Origin of the sequence: Amycolatopsis sp. VC5-11 (genome assembly GCF_037034185.1) — a bacterium.
GTDB lineage: Bacteria > Actinomycetota > Actinomycetes > Mycobacteriales > Pseudonocardiaceae > Amycolatopsis > Amycolatopsis nivea.
On record NZ_JBAGKF010000008.1, the window covers coordinates 253,480 to 268,299 of the forward strand.

At 70.9% G+C, this 14,820-nt stretch carries 15 protein-coding genes; 9 read left to right on the forward strand and 6 right to left on the reverse strand.

Going from position 1 to position 14,820, the window contains the following annotated elements; translation table 11 throughout:
- Positions 1-126 precede the first annotated feature (126 nt).
- Positions 127-1,347, forward strand: a complete 1,221-nt coding sequence (locus tag WA670_RS24820) for a cytochrome P450 family protein (protein ID WP_336159015.1) — start codon at positions 127-129, stop codon at positions 1,345-1,347.
- A 46-nt stretch (positions 1,348-1,393) separates the two neighbouring features.
- Complete coding sequence (locus WA670_RS24825) at positions 1,394-1,558, forward strand: hypothetical protein (protein ID WP_205669951.1); 165 nt, start codon at positions 1,394-1,396, stop codon at positions 1,556-1,558.
- Here the strand turns inward: WA670_RS24825 and WA670_RS24830 are convergent.
- Entirely contained in the window at positions 1,555-2,649 is a 1,095-nt protein-coding gene (locus tag WA670_RS24830; protein WP_336159016.1) for a CaiB/BaiF CoA transferase family protein, read from the reverse strand. The genes WA670_RS24825 and WA670_RS24830 overlap by 4 nt on opposite strands.
- A 208-nt stretch (positions 2,650-2,857) precedes the next feature.
- On the opposite strand from WA670_RS24830, the gene WA670_RS24835 reads away from it, so the two are divergent.
- Positions 2,858-3,292 (forward strand): antitoxin, encoded by a 435-nt coding sequence (locus WA670_RS24835; protein WP_336159017.1) that lies wholly within the window; start codon positions 2,858-2,860, stop codon positions 3,290-3,292.
- A gap of 576 nt (positions 3,293-3,868) precedes the next feature.
- Here the strand turns inward: WA670_RS24835 and WA670_RS24840 are convergent.
- Genes WA670_RS24840 through WA670_RS24855 form a run of 4 tightly spaced genes read right to left on the reverse strand, consistent with a single transcriptional unit; the run spans position 3,869 to position 6,304 of the window.
- Positions 3,869-4,501, reverse strand: a complete 633-nt coding sequence (locus tag WA670_RS24840; protein ID WP_336159018.1) for a class I SAM-dependent DNA methyltransferase — start codon at positions 4,499-4,501, stop codon at positions 3,869-3,871.
- 32 nt (positions 4,502-4,533) lie between these two features.
- Positions 4,534-5,646 carry a DUF1648 domain-containing protein gene (locus WA670_RS24845; RefSeq protein ID WP_336159019.1) on the reverse strand — a complete coding sequence of 371 codons (1,113 nt, stop codon included), beginning with the start codon at positions 5,644-5,646 and terminating at the stop codon, positions 4,534-4,536.
- Entirely contained in the window at positions 5,643-5,912 is a 270-nt protein-coding gene (locus WA670_RS24850; protein WP_336159020.1) for a hypothetical protein, read from the reverse strand. The genes WA670_RS24845 and WA670_RS24850 overlap by 4 nt, the downstream gene beginning before the upstream one ends.
- Complete coding sequence (locus tag WA670_RS24855; RefSeq protein WP_336159021.1) at positions 5,909-6,304, reverse strand: GntR family transcriptional regulator; 396 nt, start codon at positions 6,302-6,304, stop codon at positions 5,909-5,911. Before WA670_RS24855 ends, WA670_RS24850 begins: the two co-directional genes overlap by 4 nt.
- Positions 6,305-6,361: 57 nt before the next feature.
- Here WA670_RS24855 and WA670_RS24860 point away from each other — a divergent pair, with 57 nt between their 5' ends.
- The 3 genes from WA670_RS24860 to WA670_RS24870 are packed head-to-tail and all read left to right on the forward strand — an operon-like array spanning position 6,362 to position 8,372.
- Complete coding sequence (locus WA670_RS24860) at positions 6,362-6,709, forward strand: hypothetical protein (protein ID WP_336159022.1); 348 nt, start codon at positions 6,362-6,364, stop codon at positions 6,707-6,709.
- Positions 6,706-7,587, forward strand: coding sequence for an ABC transporter ATP-binding protein (locus WA670_RS24865; RefSeq protein ID WP_336159023.1), 882 nt, complete (start codon positions 6,706-6,708; stop codon positions 7,585-7,587). The genes WA670_RS24860 and WA670_RS24865 overlap by 4 nt, the downstream gene beginning before the upstream one ends.
- The gene (locus WA670_RS24870; RefSeq protein WP_336159024.1) at positions 7,584-8,372 is read left to right on the forward strand and encodes an ABC transporter permease; all 789 of its coding nucleotides are present in this window, start codon (positions 7,584-7,586) and stop codon (positions 8,370-8,372) included. The genes WA670_RS24865 and WA670_RS24870 overlap by 4 nt, the downstream gene beginning before the upstream one ends.
- Here the strand turns inward: WA670_RS24870 and WA670_RS24875 are convergent.
- Positions 8,365-9,270, reverse strand: coding sequence for an ornithine cyclodeaminase family protein (locus WA670_RS24875; protein WP_336159025.1), 906 nt, complete (start codon positions 9,268-9,270; stop codon positions 8,365-8,367). The two genes, WA670_RS24870 and WA670_RS24875, sit on opposite strands and share 8 nt — an antisense overlap.
- Before the next feature lie 71 nt (positions 9,271-9,341).
- Here WA670_RS24875 and WA670_RS24880 point away from each other — a divergent pair, with 71 nt between their 5' ends.
- The 3 genes from WA670_RS24880 to WA670_RS24890 all read left to right on the forward strand — a co-directional run bounded on the left by WA670_RS24880 (position 9,342) and on the right by WA670_RS24890 (position 14,815).
- Positions 9,342-9,980, forward strand: coding sequence for a GntR family transcriptional regulator (locus WA670_RS24880; RefSeq protein ID WP_037818639.1), 639 nt, complete (start codon positions 9,342-9,344; stop codon positions 9,978-9,980).
- Positions 9,977-11,200, forward strand: a complete 1,224-nt coding sequence (locus WA670_RS24885) for an MFS transporter (RefSeq protein ID WP_336159026.1) — start codon at positions 9,977-9,979, stop codon at positions 11,198-11,200. The genes WA670_RS24880 and WA670_RS24885 overlap by 4 nt, the downstream gene beginning before the upstream one ends.
- 243 nt (positions 11,201-11,443) lie before the next feature.
- Positions 11,444-14,815 carry a S8 family serine peptidase gene (locus WA670_RS24890; RefSeq protein WP_336159027.1) on the forward strand — a complete coding sequence of 1,124 codons (3,372 nt, stop codon included), beginning with the start codon at positions 11,444-11,446 and terminating at the stop codon, positions 14,813-14,815.
- The last annotated feature ends 5 nt before the right edge of the window (positions 14,816-14,820 follow it).

The window sequence follows — 14,820 nt, forward strand, 5'->3', positions numbered from 1 at the left end:
GACCACCCCTCAAGCCGGACAAGAGAATCCTTAGCCGCACTACGCTTGTCGCGGACCCGGCGGCCGCAACGGACACCTCCCCCATCGTCCGTCCATTGTGGACCACCGGGCCGCGAGGGAGCGCCCATGGACCACGCCGTCACCCCCTTCGTGCTGGACCCGGCGGCGCCGGACGTGCACGGCGAGGGCGCCCGGCTGCGCGCCCGCGGACCGCTGACCGTGGTCGAACTGCCGGGCGGCGTGCTCGCCTGGTCGGTCACCAGCCTGCCGCTGCTGCGCGCCCTGCTCGCCGACCCGCGGGTGTCGAAGGATCCCCGGCGGCACTGGCCCGCCTACCGGGACGGCGAGATCTCGTCCGACTGGTCGCTGCACATCTGGGTTTCGGTGCAGAACATGTTCACCGCCTACGGCGACGAGCACCGGCGGCTGCGGTCGCTGGTGTCCAAGGCTTTCGCGCCCGGACGGATCGCCGCGCTGCGCCCGGTGGTCGCCGAAATCGTCGACGGCCTGCTCGACGAGCTCGCCGCCGGACCGTCCGAAACCGACCTGCGCGAACAGTACTGCTACCGGCTGCCGATCGAGGTGATCTGCCGGCTGGCCGGCGTCCCCGAACAAGCGCGGCCGGGCCTGCGCACCGCGGTGGCCGGGGTCTTCGCGACGTCGGCGACCGCGGAAGAAGCGACCGCGAACGTCGAGCTGCTGTACGGAATTTTCGCCGACCTCGTCTCCCAGCGGCGCGCCGAGCCCGGCGACGACCTCGCCAGCGCGCTCATCGCCGCCCGCGACTCCGACGGCTCCCGGCTGAGCGAAGAGGAGCTGGTGGACACGCTGATGCTGGTGATCACCGCGGGGCACGAGACGACGGTCAACCTGCTCGACCAGGCCGTGACCGCGCTGCTCACGCATCCCGCGCAGCTGCGCCAGGTCCGCGACGGAACGCGCACCTGGTCGGACGTGGTGGACGAGACTTTGCGCTGGCAGGCCCCGATTTCGCACCTGCCGCTGCGGTTCGCGAGAGAGGACATCGAGGTCGAGGGCACGGTCATCCGCGCGGGCGACCCGATTCTCCCGTCCTTCGGCCCCGCCGGACGCGACGAGGCCCACCACGGTCCGGACGCGGACGAGTTCGACTTGGCCCGCAAGGACAAATCAGCGCTCGCGTTCGGCTACGGCGTGCATTACTGCCTCGGCGCGCAGCTCGCCCGGATGGAGGCGGAGCTGGCGCTGCCTGCGTTGTTCGGGCGGTTCCCCGATTTGGTGCTGGCAGTGGCCGGGGAGAAGCTGGAACCGGTGCCGTCGTTCATCACCAACGGGCACCTGACGCTGCCGGTCCGGTTGCGGGGCTAGGCCTTCCAAGCTGCGCGAAAACCGCGGCGCCGGAGCGGGCTGGACAATGCCGTCGAGCGCGACCAGGCTCGACCGGGCCGAGCTGACGCTGCCTGCGCTGTTCGGGCGGTTCCCGGAGTTGGCGCTGGCAGTGGCGGGAGAGAAGCTGGAGCCGGTGCCGTCGTTCATCACCAACGGGCATCTGACGTTGCCGGTGCGGTTGCGGGGCTAGGCCTTCCAATCGGCGAGGACGTCCTCGGTGTCCGCGCCCGGCACCGGCGGCGGCGTCGGCACATCCGTCGTGCTGCGCGAAAACCGCGGCGCCGGAGCGGGCTGGACGATGCCGTCGAGCGTGACCAGGCCGGACCGGGCGGCGATGTGCGGGTGCTGGGGAGCCTCGTCGGGAGCGAGGACCGGCGTGACGCACGCGTCGGTGCCGTCGAAGACCTCGGCCCATTCGTCGCGGGTGCGGGTGAGGAAGGCCCGGGTGAAGGTGGCGCGGAGGGTGGGCCAGCCGTCGCGGTCCAGTTGCGCCGGGAGGTCTTCCGCGGCGAGGCCGAGGCCGTTCAGGAGAGCCGCGTAGAACTGCGGCTCGAGGGAACCGACGGCGACATAACGGCCGTCCGCGCAGACGTACGTGTCGTAGAACGGCGCGCCGCCGTCCAGGAGGTTCGTGCCGCGTTCGTCGGACCAGGAACCCAGGCCGCGCAATGCCCACATCATCTGGGACAGCACGTTCACGCCGTCGACCATCGCCGCGTCCACGACCTGCCCGCGCCCGGTCCGGCCGCATTCCCACAGCGCCGCGAGCACGCCCGCGATCAGGAACATCGACCCGCCGCCGAAGTCGCCGACCAGGTTGAGCGGCGGCACCGGACGCTCGCCCGCGCGGCCGATCGCGTGCAGCACGCCGGTGAGGCCGAGGTAGTTGATGTCGTGCCCGGCGCGCTGGGCGAGCGGGCCGTCCTGGCCCCAGCCGGTCATCCGGCCGTACACCAGGCGGGGATTGCGCGCGAAGCAGTCGTCCGGGCCGACGCCGAGCCGTTCGGTGACGCCCGGCCGCAACCCTTCGATCAGCACGTCCGCTTTCGCCGCGAGCCGCAGGACGAGTTCGCGGCCCTCGGGGGTCTTGAGGTCCGCGGCGACCGAGCGGCGTCCGCGCAGCAGCGGGTCCGGCTTGCCGCCGCTGAGGTCGAGCGATCCGGAAGGCCGTTCCACCCGGACGACGTCCGCGCCCAGGTCGGCGAGCACCATGCACGCGTGCGGCCCCGGCCCGATCCCGGCCAGTTCGACGACCTTCAGCCCGCTCAACGGTCCCGCCACGTGTCCTCCTCGGCTCCGGCGCCTGCCGCGGCGACCCTACCGGCCGGTCCGGTCCGCGTCCGGGCGTGTGGGGTAACCCACCCGTGGCCCGACCCGGGCAGAACCGGCGCCGGGCCTCACCCGAACCGGGGACTGGCGTCTCGCGGCCGCGCCCTTCGGGTACCCGGCTGGTATCCATGGGTCACGAATAGATCAAGGAGGATTTTCGATGAGCTTTTTCGACCAGGCCAAGGACAAGATCCAGGAATTCGCGGGCAACAACCCGGACAAGGTCAGCCAGGGCATCGACAAGGCCGCCGAATTCGCCGACGAGAAAACGGGCGGCAAGCACGGCGACCAGATCCGCCAGGGCGCGGACAAACTGAAGGAGAACTTCGGCGGCGGCCAGGAAGGCGGCCAGGAACAAGGCGGCGGGCAGCAGCAGGGCGGCTTCGACCAGGGCGGCCAGCAGGGCGGTCCGCAGGGTCAGCAGGGCGGCTTCGGCCAGGGTGACCAAGGCGGATTCGGCCAGGGTGAGCAAGGCGGCCAAGGCGGCTTCGGCCAGGGCGAGCAAGGCGGACAGGGCGGCTTCGGTCAAGGCGAGCAGGGCGGCTTCGACCAAGGAGGCCAGCAGGGCGAGCAGCAGTGGGGCAACCAGCAGTAACCACGGCTGTTCCGGCCTGAGTTCCCGCGCCGAGGGCGGACCGCGCACGTCTGTCCCGCCGAGAACCGGGAAATCGTTGGTGGCAAAGGAACTGCGCGAGTCGGGAGACAGCCACGCAGGCGAACCTCGCGCGAAATCAACTGCCACCGGAAGTCCGCAGATCGACCGCGGCGAGCGAACCGCGCAAGTCAGGAGCCTCGGCAACCAGCCGGGGCGAGAGAGCTGTGCGCGTCGGCAACCGCGGTCGGCTGCGGGAATCTGTCGCAACGGCCAGCCTCCGCGGCGAAACGAGACCAGCCGCCGCGAGCGAAAACGAGCCGTGAACGTCGGCGGCCGCGGGTGCAACAAACTCAGCTTGCAAACCTCGCGAATCGGTCGCCGTGAGCAAACCATGGTAGCCCCGCAATAATCCGGTCTCAGCAGGGATTGTTGAGACCAGCAGCGACGAGCGGGCGGGGCGGTGTTTCAGCGCAGTTTCCGGCGTGTTCACCCGGACCGCGCGAAAATGCCGCCCCGCTTTCCCGTGCCGCATCCGCATCGCTGAATTTCTTTCACAATTCCGTGTCCCGGAGCCGCTCAGCCGGGTTTGCGGGCCGCGATCAGCAGGTGGTCCTCCGGCTCCGCTCCGGGCTTGTCCGGGGCGAACGTTTCCGTCCTGGTCCCGGTCACTTCCAGTCCGGCCGCGCGGACCCGGTCGGCCAGCGCGTCCGCCGGGAAGCTCGTCACCCGGATCGTGTGGCCGAGGAAGTCGACCGGGACGTCCTCGACGTCGGCGGGCACCGTGATCAGCGCGAACATTCCTCCCGGGGCCAGCCAGCCGGCGATCCGGCCGAGCGCGCGCTCCGTTTCGGCCCGCGGCAGCTGCAGGAACGGGAAGAACGCGCACACCGCGTCCCACGTCCCCGGTTCCGACTCCCATTCCCGCACGTCGGCCTGCACGAACTCGGCCCCGGGCACCTGCTCGCGGGCGATCCGCACCATCTCCGCGGACACGTCGATCCCGGTCACCCGGTGCCCGGCGGCGACCAGATCCGCCGCTACGGGGCGGCCGGTCCCGCTGCCGACGTCGAGCACCCGCGCCGACGGCGGCAGCACCGTGAGCAACTCCCGCACCGCCGCGTCCACCACCGGCGGGCGGCCGAACGCGTCCTCGTACCCGGCGCCGATTGCGTCGAACAGTTCCGCCGCGGTGGTCAGTTCCTCGGACATCCCAGTTCCCCTCGCCGTCGAAGGAGCCCAGGCTATCCGCTGCGGGAAGGCAGTTCGACGACGCCGAATCCGGCCAGCGCGGCGAACGCCGCGAGTGCGGCGAGGAGCGCCCAGCTGATCGGGTGTCCGAGGTTGAGCGTCCAGGCGACCCCCGAGCGCCGGTGCACGAGAAGGGCCGGGTCGCCGCGGTTCGCGTAGACCATGCCTGCGAGGTGCCAGTACCGGTCGTCGTCGCGCTGTACGCGGCCGGAATCCTCTTCGTCCGCAGGCAGCCGGTGCCCGGCATCACCCACCCGGAACGCGAACGCTACCCACGCGACCACCGCGCCAGCGAGCGGGACGTAGCTGACGACAGTCGCGCCGGTCGTGGCCGGGACGATTTCCCACACCTCCAGCGACGCCACCAGCAAGCTCGCGGCCACGCATCCGGCGGTGCCGAACAGCAGCCGCAGCACGCCGGCGAGGTAGTCGCGGTACCGGGCGGCGGAGGCGGCGGGCTGCGCCGCGTCGAGTTCCGGCCGGGCACGCGGCAACGCGATACCCAGCAGAGCCACGAGGACGATGATCAACAGCTGCGCGGTGACGGTCGCGAACGCACGGCCTACCGTGGTCGCGCCGCGCAGGGCGGAGTCGACGGTCATTCCGTTCGGCGTCGGCAGTGTCGCGGGCAGGTCGCCGTAGCGCCACGCCCCGATCGCCGCGGTGATCGCGAACAGCACTGCCGCCGGAGCCAGGAAAATCCACTGTGGACGGACCGGGTCGGTGCGGAGCGAGGTGTCAGTCGCGACTGCCTGCCGGGTGCCGGAGTACCAGTCGCCGGAGCGTTTCGCGGCGGCGACCGTGCGGTGCGCCTGGTAGCCGAGGCCGCAGCAAGCAGCCGCGAGAACCGGTGCGGCGAACGCGGCCGCCGGCTCCCAGCGCAGTCCGGCCGAGGCGAAAGCGACCAGGACGAACGCGAGAGTGCCGACCACCAGCACCCCGCGCGCATAGCGACGATGCGCACGGACGATCTCCGGTTCGGCGACGCGCGCCGCCGGCACCCGCACGCCGAACGGAAGCGTCGGCCGGGCCAGCGCGGGTGCCGCCCAGAACACGGCGGCCAGCAGCGCCACCAGCGCGAGATCCACGTAGACCGACGACGTCACGACGCCGCCTTGACGCGGAAGGATTCCAGCACCGAGCCGCACCGGGCCGGCACCTCGTCGGCGACCAGGACGAACGCGAGAGCGCCGACCACCAGCACTCCCCGCGCGTAACGACGGTGCGCACGGACGATCTCCGGTTCGGCGACGCGCGCCGCCGGCACCCGCACGCCGAACGGAAGCGTCGGCCGGGCCAGCGCGGGCGCCGCCCAGAACGCCGCGGCCAGCAGCGCCACCAGCGCAAGATCCACGTAGACCGACGACGTCACGACGCCGCCTTGGCACGGAAGGACTCCAGCACCGAGCCACAGCGGGCCATCACCTCGTCGGCGTCCAGCCCGAGCGCGACGGCCTCGGCCAGGAGCGTGTGAAGCCGTTCCTGCCATTCGTCGGCGTACCCGGATTCGGCGGGGCCGGATCGGGCGTCGCGGCGGATCACCGCGCCGCTCTTGCGGTTGATGCGGATCAGGCCCTGCGCGCGGAGCAGGTCGTAGGCCTTGTTCACGGTGTGGAAGTTGATGCCGAGGTCGGCGCCGAACTGCCGGGTGGACGGCAGCGCGTCGCCCTCGCCGAGGTCGCCCTGGGCGATCGCCTCCACGATCCGGTCGCGGATCTGCAGGTAGATCGGCGTCTCGCTGTCGAGATCCAAAGTCAGCAGCACCCGTCCAGGATATCTGCTATACATCTAATAGAACAGATAACGCAGGGGGTGAAGGCAATGGCGACAGCCGAAATCGTCGGCGACGGGCTCCGGGTGCGGTTCTCCCGCTGGGAGCGGATCGCCGTGTGGCGAGAAGAGATCACGGTCCCGCTGGCTCGCATCCGGACGGTCGAGGAGATCGGGAATCCGCTGGCCCGCACGCGCGGCGGCCGGATCGGCATGCTGGTCAGCGGGGTGGTCAAGGTCGGGATCTGGGGGCTGGGCACCGGGACGCGCCAGCTGGTGTCGGCGCGCCGGTCCGGTCCGGCGCTGCGGATCGTCCTCGACGGCGGGGAGTTCGGCGAACTGCTGCTCAGCCTGCCCGACGCGGCCGAGCTGGCCGAAGCGCTCAAGGCCCGCGCATGAGCATCGCCGTCGAGAACCTGACCAAGCGGTTCGCCGCGACGCCCGCGGTCGCCGATCTGACGTTTTCCGCCGGTCCCGGGGAAATCACCGGTTTCCTCGGGCCGAACGGTTCCGGGAAGACCACCACGATGCGGATGCTCCTCGGCCTGGTCCGGCCGGACGCCGGGATCGCGACGATCGACGGCGTCCGGTACGCCGAGCTGCCGCATCCGGTCCGCACCGTCGGCGCGGTGCTCGACGGGGCCGACCCGCATCCGTCCTGTTCCGCGCGCGAGCATCTGCGCATCTACGCCACGATGGCCCGGCTGCCGCGCCGGCGCGTCGACGAGGTGCTGGAGCAACTGGAAATGACCGCCTTCGCGGGGCGGCCCTCGCGCGGTTATTCCACCGGCATGCGGCGACGGCTCAGCCTCGCGACCGCGCTGCTCGGCGACCCGCGAGTGCTGGTGCTCGACGAACCGGGCAACGGACTGGACCCGCAGGGCATGGCGTGGCTGCGCGACCTGCTCACCGGGTTCGCCGCGACCGGCCGGACCGTGCTGGTCTCCAGCCACGTGCTCAGCGAACTGGAGCAGATCGCCGGGCAGGTGGTGGTCATCCGCGACGGCCGCCTCGTCGCCACCGGCACCCTGGCGGAGCTGTCCGTCTCGACCGCACCCGCCGCGCTCGTCCGCTCGCCCGACGCCGACGACCTCGCTCGAACGTTGAGCGGGGCCGCCGAACGGATCGCGCCGGATCTTCTTCGCGTCTCCGGCCTCAGCACCGCCGCGATCGCGGACCGGGCGGCCGCGGCCGGACTGCGAATCCACGAGCTCACCCCGGAAAAGCCCGGCCTGGAACAGGTTTTCCTCGCCCTCACCGCAGGAGAACGCCGATGATCGCCGCGGAACTCCGCCGGCTGCGCTCCACCCGGCTGTGGCTGTGGGCGCTCATCGCCGCCGCGGTGTGCGGCGGCGGCCTGGTCGGGCTGATCGGCGTGATCGGCCCGGAGCACGTCCAGCCGCCGATGCCCGGCCTCGACACCGCCGCCGGGGTGCGGAACGTGCTCGGCATGGCGACCGTGACGGTCCTGTTCCCCGCCGTCTTCGGCACCGTCGCGATGACGTCGGAGTACCGGCACCGCACGATTTCCGTCACGTTCCTCTTCGCACCGCGCCGCTGGCGGATCCTCATCGCGAAACTCGCGGCGTTCGCCGTCGGCGGCCTCTGCTACGGCGTCGTCACCGCCGTCGCCGCCGGGCTCGCGCTCTACGGCAGCGCCGCCCTCCATGGGGTGACCGTCGGCCTCGCCCCGGCGACAGTCGTCGAGCTGCTGCTCCGGATCGCCGCCGCGATGACGATCTACACCGTGCTGGGCGTGGGAATCGGTGCGCTGCTGCGGAATCAGGTCGCCGCGCTAGCGGTCGTGATCGGGTACCTGTACCTGGTCGAAATCGCGCTGCTCGCCATCCCCGGCGTGAACACGATCTATCCCTACCTTCCCGGCGGAGCCACCGCCGCGCTCACCGAATTCGGCTACCTCACCGACGCGCTCGCCCAGCAGACCGGCCACGCAGGCGGACACCTGCTGCCCACCGCGGGCGGCGCGCTCGTTCTCCTCGGATACGCACTGGTCGCGGCCGGGCTAGCAGTCGCGTTCCCGCTGCGCCGGGATGTCACATGACAGCTTCATAGGCCGCCGCCGCGACCACCAGATCCTCCCAAGCCATTCCGACGCTCTTGAACAGCCGGGGACCCGACGCCACCGTCCTCCCCTGTGCCAGTTCCGCGAGCGGCACCAAGTCGTCCGCCGCGAGGACGCCGGATTTCATTGCCAGCACTACATCTCCGGCCTCGCGAGTAGCCGCACCGATGCCTTCTACGACCACTGTGGACCGTCCAATGAGGACATCGTCGACTTCCCGGGCGTCGGGTTCGTGTGAGCCGACGGCTACGACGGTGGCGTGCTCGGGGACTTTCGCGCCGTCGAACACGGGGGTTCGCGACGAGGTGCAGCAGGCGATCAGATCAGCCGAGGACACGTCGTCCGGCGTGCCTACCCGGGCGAACGGGTACTGCGCGGCGAGAGCTTGCGTGCGCTCCGCATTCCGGCCGACGACCACCACCTCCCGCACCGGCCGCACGGTGCGGAAGGCTTCGATGTGGCTCTGCGCCTGCGGGCCTGTCCCGAACACGACCAGGCGTTCCGCGTCCGGCTCGGCCAGGAGGTCGACCGCCACGGCGGAAACCGCCGCCGTGCGGACCGACGTGAGGGCGATGCCGTCCAGGAGCGCCTTGGGGGTGAGCGTCGGGCCGTCCATCAGCAGGTAGTGGCCTTGGATCCGCGGCAAGCCGCGAGCCGGGTTGTCCGGGGCGACGGAGGCGACCTTGACCCCGGCGTAGCGGTCCCAGAACGCGGGCATCAGCAGAAACTGCCCGGTGGGCACCGGTACGACAGACCGCGGCGGGTCTTGGTCCGGGTCCAGGCCGCCCGTCAATGCGGAACGGATGGCGTCGACGGCTTGGCGGACGGTCGGCGGGGCATCGAGGAACAGCACGCCGACGAGCATCGCACACGGCACCGACAGAACCGATTGAGCCGCAGGTCACAACGCCTTAGATACAAGCTAGGATGCATGCTAGCGTCCCACCTGTGAACGCGTTGAAACCCGCCGCCGACCGCGCGTACGAGCTCACCAAGGAGCTCGTGCTCACCGGCGAACTGCCCGGCGGACACCTGTTCAGCGAGGGCGAGATCGCCGAGCGGCTCGGGGTGAGCCGGACGCCGGTGCGCGAGGCGTTCCTGCGGCTGCAGGTCGAGGGGCTGCTCAACCTGATCCCGAAGCGCGGCGCGATCGTCGTCCCGATCACCCCGGGCGAGGCCGAGGACGTGCTCGAAGCCCGCGAGGCCGTCGAAAGCGCGGCGGTACAACGGCTGGGCAGGCGTCCGGAGTTGATCCCGGCGGCGCTCGAGCAGCTGCGCGCGGTGCTGGCTGTCCAGCGGCAGCACGCGGAAGCGGGCGACGTGCCGGCGTTCGCGGAAGCCGACGCGCTGTTTCACCGCACGATCGTCGAGGCGGGCGGCAACGCGCTGCTGCTCAGCTTCTACACCACGCTCGCCGACCGGCAGCGCCGGATGAACGTCCACGCGCTCGCGCCGATCCCGGCTCGGCTGCCCCAAGTCGTCGGCGAGCACGAAGACCTCCTGAACATCATCGCGGAGGCGGAGACGAAGGCTGACACCTTCGCCCCGGCCCTGCGAGCACACCTGGATTCGGTGCACCGTCGATGACCACTACTGCTGACCGCGCTCCCCTGCCCGGAACACCCGAGACAACCGCCCGTCCGGCCTGGTTTCCGGCCGCCGCCGCGGTGTTCGCGTGCGGCTGGGGCGGCAACCAGTTCACCCCGCTGCTCGTCATGTACCACGCCGCTGGCTACTCCGCGTTCACCGTCGACGCGCTGCTCGGCGCGTACGTCGTCGGTCTCGTGCCGGGGCTGCTGCTGTCCGGCGGACTGTCCAATCGGTACGGTCGCCGCCCGGTGATGTTCGCCGGCACCGTGGTGTCGCTGCTGGCGAGCGTGCTGCTGGCGCTCGGCCCGGTCGGCGTCGGATGGATCGCCGCCGGCCGGTTCCTGTCTGGCATCGCGGTCGCGGTCGCAATGGCCGTGGGCTCCACCTGGATCAAGGAACTCGCCGACGCCGACCCGCACAGCGCGGCCGACACCGGCACCCGGCGCGCCGCGCTGTGCCTGACGCTCGGACTGGGCATCGGCCCGGGCGTCGCCGGAGTGCTCGCGCAATGGGGTCCGTGGCCGATGGTCCTCCCCTACCTGGTCCACATCGGACTCGCGCTGGTCTCGCTGCTCGCGGTCACGCGCAGTCCGGAAACGCTCACTGTCCGGACCGAATCGATCCGCGCCGCCTTGCCCGCCACCGCGCGGCATCCGCGGTTCCGCCGGGTGATCCTGCCCGCCGCGCCGTGGATCTTCGGCTCGTGCGGCGTGGCGTACGCGATCCTGCCGCAGCTCGTCGAGCATCAGACCGGGTCGTGGGCGCTGGCCTACTCCACCTTGCTCACCGTCTGCGCGATCGGCGCGGGCGTGGGGATCCAGCCGATCGCCAAGCGGGTCGACCGCGCCACCAGCGCCCGGGCGGTGCTCACCGGGATGGCGGTGCTCTGCGCCGGACTCGTCCTGAGTGTCTTCGCCGCCGCGCAGGAATCGCCGTGGATCGCCCTCGGCGCGGCGATTGTGCTGGGCGCCGCTTACGGCATCGTGGTGGTGTCCGGACTGCTGGAATTGCAACGCCTCGCCCGGCCGGGCGAAATCGCGGAACTCACCGGCGTGTACTACGCGCTGGCTTACATCGGATTCCTGCTGCCGTCAATTTTGGCCGCCCTGAACGGAGTAGCGGGCTACCCGGTTCTGCTCGCCTGCGTCGCGCTGGTCGCCATCGCGGGAACCCTTGTGGTGACCCGGCACTCGCGCCGGCACCTTCCCCAGGACTGACCCCGATTCCGGCAAACGGGACCGAATGCGCGACCGCGCGGAAATTCGGTCCCGTTTGCCGGATTTGTTTCCCACTATTGTCGCTTGTGGATCGTGCGGGAGTCGGAAAGAGTTCTGCTATCGGGAAATCGAGCGCGGCACGAGTGCGCCCGATTTCGTCGGGGCCGGTAACTCACGAACCCTTCTAGCAGGAAGTGGGAACTGCACATGGGGCGTTCCTCGCGATCCGTTCGCGCCCTGGTCATGGCTGCGACCGGCAGCCTGGTGCTGGCCGGGGCGACCCAGCCGGCGCAGGCTGCCGCACCGGCCGCCGCGGCGGACACCGCGCCGCAATCGGTGATCGTCGTCCTCGCGGACCAGCTGCCCAGCGCGCCGCCCACCAAGGCGGCCTCGGGCACTCGCCGCGCCAAAGCCACCCAAGAACAGGACTCGGTGCTCGCCAAGCTCTCCGGCGCGGCACCGGCCAAGGTCAAGCACTTCGCGCTGGGCAACGCGTTTTCCGCCACGGTCACGCCCGCGCAGGCCGCACAGCTCGCGCACGACCCGGCGGTCGCGCAGGTGCTGCCGGACAGCAAGGTGACGCTGCCGGACGCCAAACCGGGCGCACCGGCCGCCGCGCCGAAAGCAGGCGGACCGGCCGCGGAGTCCACGCCGAACGCGACCTGCCCGGCCGACCCGGCTAAACCGTTGCTGGAGCCCGAAGCGCTGACGTCGATCCGCGCGTACAGCACCACCGGCGGCAAGAGCGCGTCCGATCTGGCCAACGGCGCGGGCGTGAAGGTCGCGTTCCTCGCCGACAACATGGACCCGAACTACGCGGACTTCATCCGTCCCGACGGCAGCCACGTGTTCTCGGACTACCAGGACTTCTCCGGCGACGGCCCGAACACGACCGACTCCGGGGCCGAGGCCTTCGGCGACGCCTCCTCGATCGCCGCGCAAGGCGTCGTCGTGCACGACCTGTCGAAGTTCGTCAACGAGAAGCACCCGCTCCCGGCGGGCTGCAACATCGTCGTCAAGGGCGTCGCGCCGGGTGCGAGCCTGGTCGGGCTGAACGTCTTCGGCAAGACCGCCACGAACTCCGCGGTGCTGCAGGCGATCGACTACGCGGTGACCGTCGACCACGTCGACGTGATCAACGAGTCGCTCGGCCTCAACCAGTACCCGGATTCCAGCTCCCGCAACCTGTTCCAGGTCTTCAACGACCAGGCCGTCGCCGCGGGCGTCACGGTGACCGCTTCCAGCGGCGACGCGGGCACCACGTCCACGATCGGCAGCCCGGCCACCGACCCGCTGGTGATCTCGACCGGCGCGACGACCGACAACCGGCTGTACGCGCAGACCGGCTACGCGGCTTTCCCGTTCTCCAACGGGAAATGGGTGAACGACAACATCTCCGCGCTGTCCTCGTCCGGCATCACGCAGAACGGCCGCACCATCGACCTCGTCGCACCCGGCGAGGGCAACTGGGCCGACTGCTCCCCGGCGTACTCGGAATGCCGCAACTTCAAGACCGTCCCGGAAGGCACGGACCTCGAATCCTTCGGCGGCACCAGCGAATCCGCCCCGCTGACCGCGGGCGTCGCCGCGCTGGTGATCCAGAGTTACCGCAATTCCCACCACGGTGCGTCGCCGACGCCCGCACAGGTGAAGCAGATCATCACCAGCACCGCACGCGACCTCAACCTCCCAGCCGACGAGCAGGGCGCGGGCCTTCTCGACGCTCGCGCGGCGGTCGAAGCGGCGCTCACCGCTCCGGGTTCGACCGGGGCACCGGCGGGCGTCTCGTCGAACATCACGCTGTCGGCCGACCAGTTGACGCTGGAAGGCGCGCCGGGCAGCACGCAGCACGCGTCGGTCAACGTCACCAACTCGGGCACCAAGCTGCTGACGGTCAGCACCGGCACGCGGACGTTCGCGCCGATGGGGACGCAGACGCAGACCACTGGGTTCGACTCGACCAAGCTGCCGACGTTCCCGTACTTCAACGGCACGAACTGGGCGTACAAGAAGGTCACCTTCTCCGTGCCGAACGGCGCGCAGCGGCTGCTGGCGCGGATGGCGTGGCAGGGCAGCCCGAAGACGGTCAACGGCCAGTCCGTCACCCCGGTGGTGCGGCTGACGCTGCTCGCTCCGGACGGCACCTTCGTCGCCAACAGCCGTCCGCAGGGCGGGGCCGCGACGGCGAACTACGCCAACGTGGACGTCACGCGCCCGGCCGCGGGCACGTGGACCGCGGTGCTGTACTCGGCGTCCGGGCAGGCCGGCTACACCGGTGACATCCAGCTGGCGACCACCGCGCAGCGGGCTGTCCCGTACGGCCAGGTTTCGCCGCAGATCCTGCAGCTCAACCCCGGTCAGACGAAGCCGGTGCACGTCGCGCTGCAGACCCCGGCCAGCGGCGGCGACGCGGACTACTCGATCACCTTCGGCAGCTCCGACGGACACCAGACCACGGTGTCGGCCGTGCTGCGCGCGCTGATCCCGACGAAGAACGGGCCCGGCGCGTTCGGCGGCACGATCACCGGCGGCAACGCCCGCGCGGTGTCGCCGGCGCAGACCTTCTCCTACGAATTCGACGTTCCGCGCGGCAAGCGGGACCTCGACGTCGCGGTGAAGCTGCAGGACCCGGGCACGCTGCTCGACGGCGTCCTGGTCGACCCGAACGGCGAACTCGCCGACGTGAACAGCAACGCCTACCTCGATTCGGCCACCACGCTGAAGCAGGGCACCGCGTTGCAGCTCGTCGACGCGAACCCGCTGCCGGGCCGCTGGCACCTGGTGCTCGTCGTGCAGAACCCGGTGACGGGCAAGCAGATCGACCAGCCGTTCACCGGAACCGTCGGCTTCGACCAGGTCTCGGCCAGCGCGCCCGCGCTGCCGCAGTCCGCGTCGCTCGCCGCGGGCAAGGCGGTGACCGTGCCGGTGACGGTGCGCAACACCGGGATCGAGCCGATCGCCATCGGCGTCGACGCGCGCACGAACGCGAAGCAAACGCTGCAGCCGCAGCCGATCCAGGGTTCGACCGAGGTCGACCTGCCGGAGCTGAACGCGAACGCGCCGGTGTACTCGATCCCGCCGGAGACGAGCAAGTTCACCGTCGCGACGTCCTCGACCGTGCCCGCGCAGGCAGAGATCCAGGGTTCGGCGGCGGGCATCGACGTGCTCGGCGACCTGAAGTCCGCGCAGAACGGCAGCACGGTGTCGGTCGCGACGATCGGCGAGAAGACCGGCTACGTCACCAAGGGCGTCTGGTTCGCCGACGTGCAGGAGATCGGCCCGTTCGGTCCGGAAGGCGCGCCTGCCGGGCATTCGAGCTACACGGCGTCGATCCAGACGGCGGGCTTCGACGGTTCGGTGACGTCGTCGACCGGCGACCCGTACGGCCAGTCGGTGGACCCGAACGGCACCGGCGGCACGCCGCAGCTGGTGAAGCCGGGCGAGACCGCGACGATCCTGGTGACGATCACGCCGTCGGGCAACCGCGGGCAGAAGGTGGCCGGGCACTTGAACATCGTGACCGTGCCGTCGCTGCCGACCGGCGTGACCGGTCTGCCGCAGGTCGGAACCGGTGAGGTGCTGGCGACTCTGCCGTACAGCTACCGCATCGGCTGACGACC

Excerpts from the sequence above, each read along its gene's own strand:
- WA670_RS24870 (WP_336159024.1), top strand. The coding sequence starts at position 7,584 with ATGATCGCCGCGGAACTCCGCCGGCTGCGCTCCACCCGGCTGTGGCTG.
- WA670_RS24835 (WP_336159017.1), top strand. The coding sequence starts at position 2,858 with ATGAGCTTTTTCGACCAGGCCAAGGACAAGATCCAGGAATTCGCGGGC.
- WA670_RS24840 (WP_336159018.1), bottom strand. The coding sequence starts at position 4,501 with ATGTCCGAGGAACTGACCACCGCGGCGGAACTGTTCGACGCAATCGGC.
- WA670_RS24820 (WP_336159015.1), top strand. The coding sequence starts at position 127 with ATGGACCACGCCGTCACCCCCTTCGTGCTGGACCCGGCGGCGCCGGAC.
- WA670_RS24885 (WP_336159026.1), top strand. The coding sequence starts at position 9,977 with ATGACCACTACTGCTGACCGCGCTCCCCTGCCCGGAACACCCGAGACA.
- WA670_RS24825 (WP_205669951.1), top strand. The coding sequence starts at position 1,394 with ATGCCGTCGAGCGCGACCAGGCTCGACCGGGCCGAGCTGACGCTGCCT.
- WA670_RS24890 (WP_336159027.1), top strand. The coding sequence starts at position 11,444 with ATGGCTGCGACCGGCAGCCTGGTGCTGGCCGGGGCGACCCAGCCGGCG.
- WA670_RS24860 (WP_336159022.1), top strand. The coding sequence starts at position 6,362 with ATGGCGACAGCCGAAATCGTCGGCGACGGGCTCCGGGTGCGGTTCTCC.
- WA670_RS24865 (WP_336159023.1), top strand. The coding sequence starts at position 6,706 with ATGAGCATCGCCGTCGAGAACCTGACCAAGCGGTTCGCCGCGACGCCC.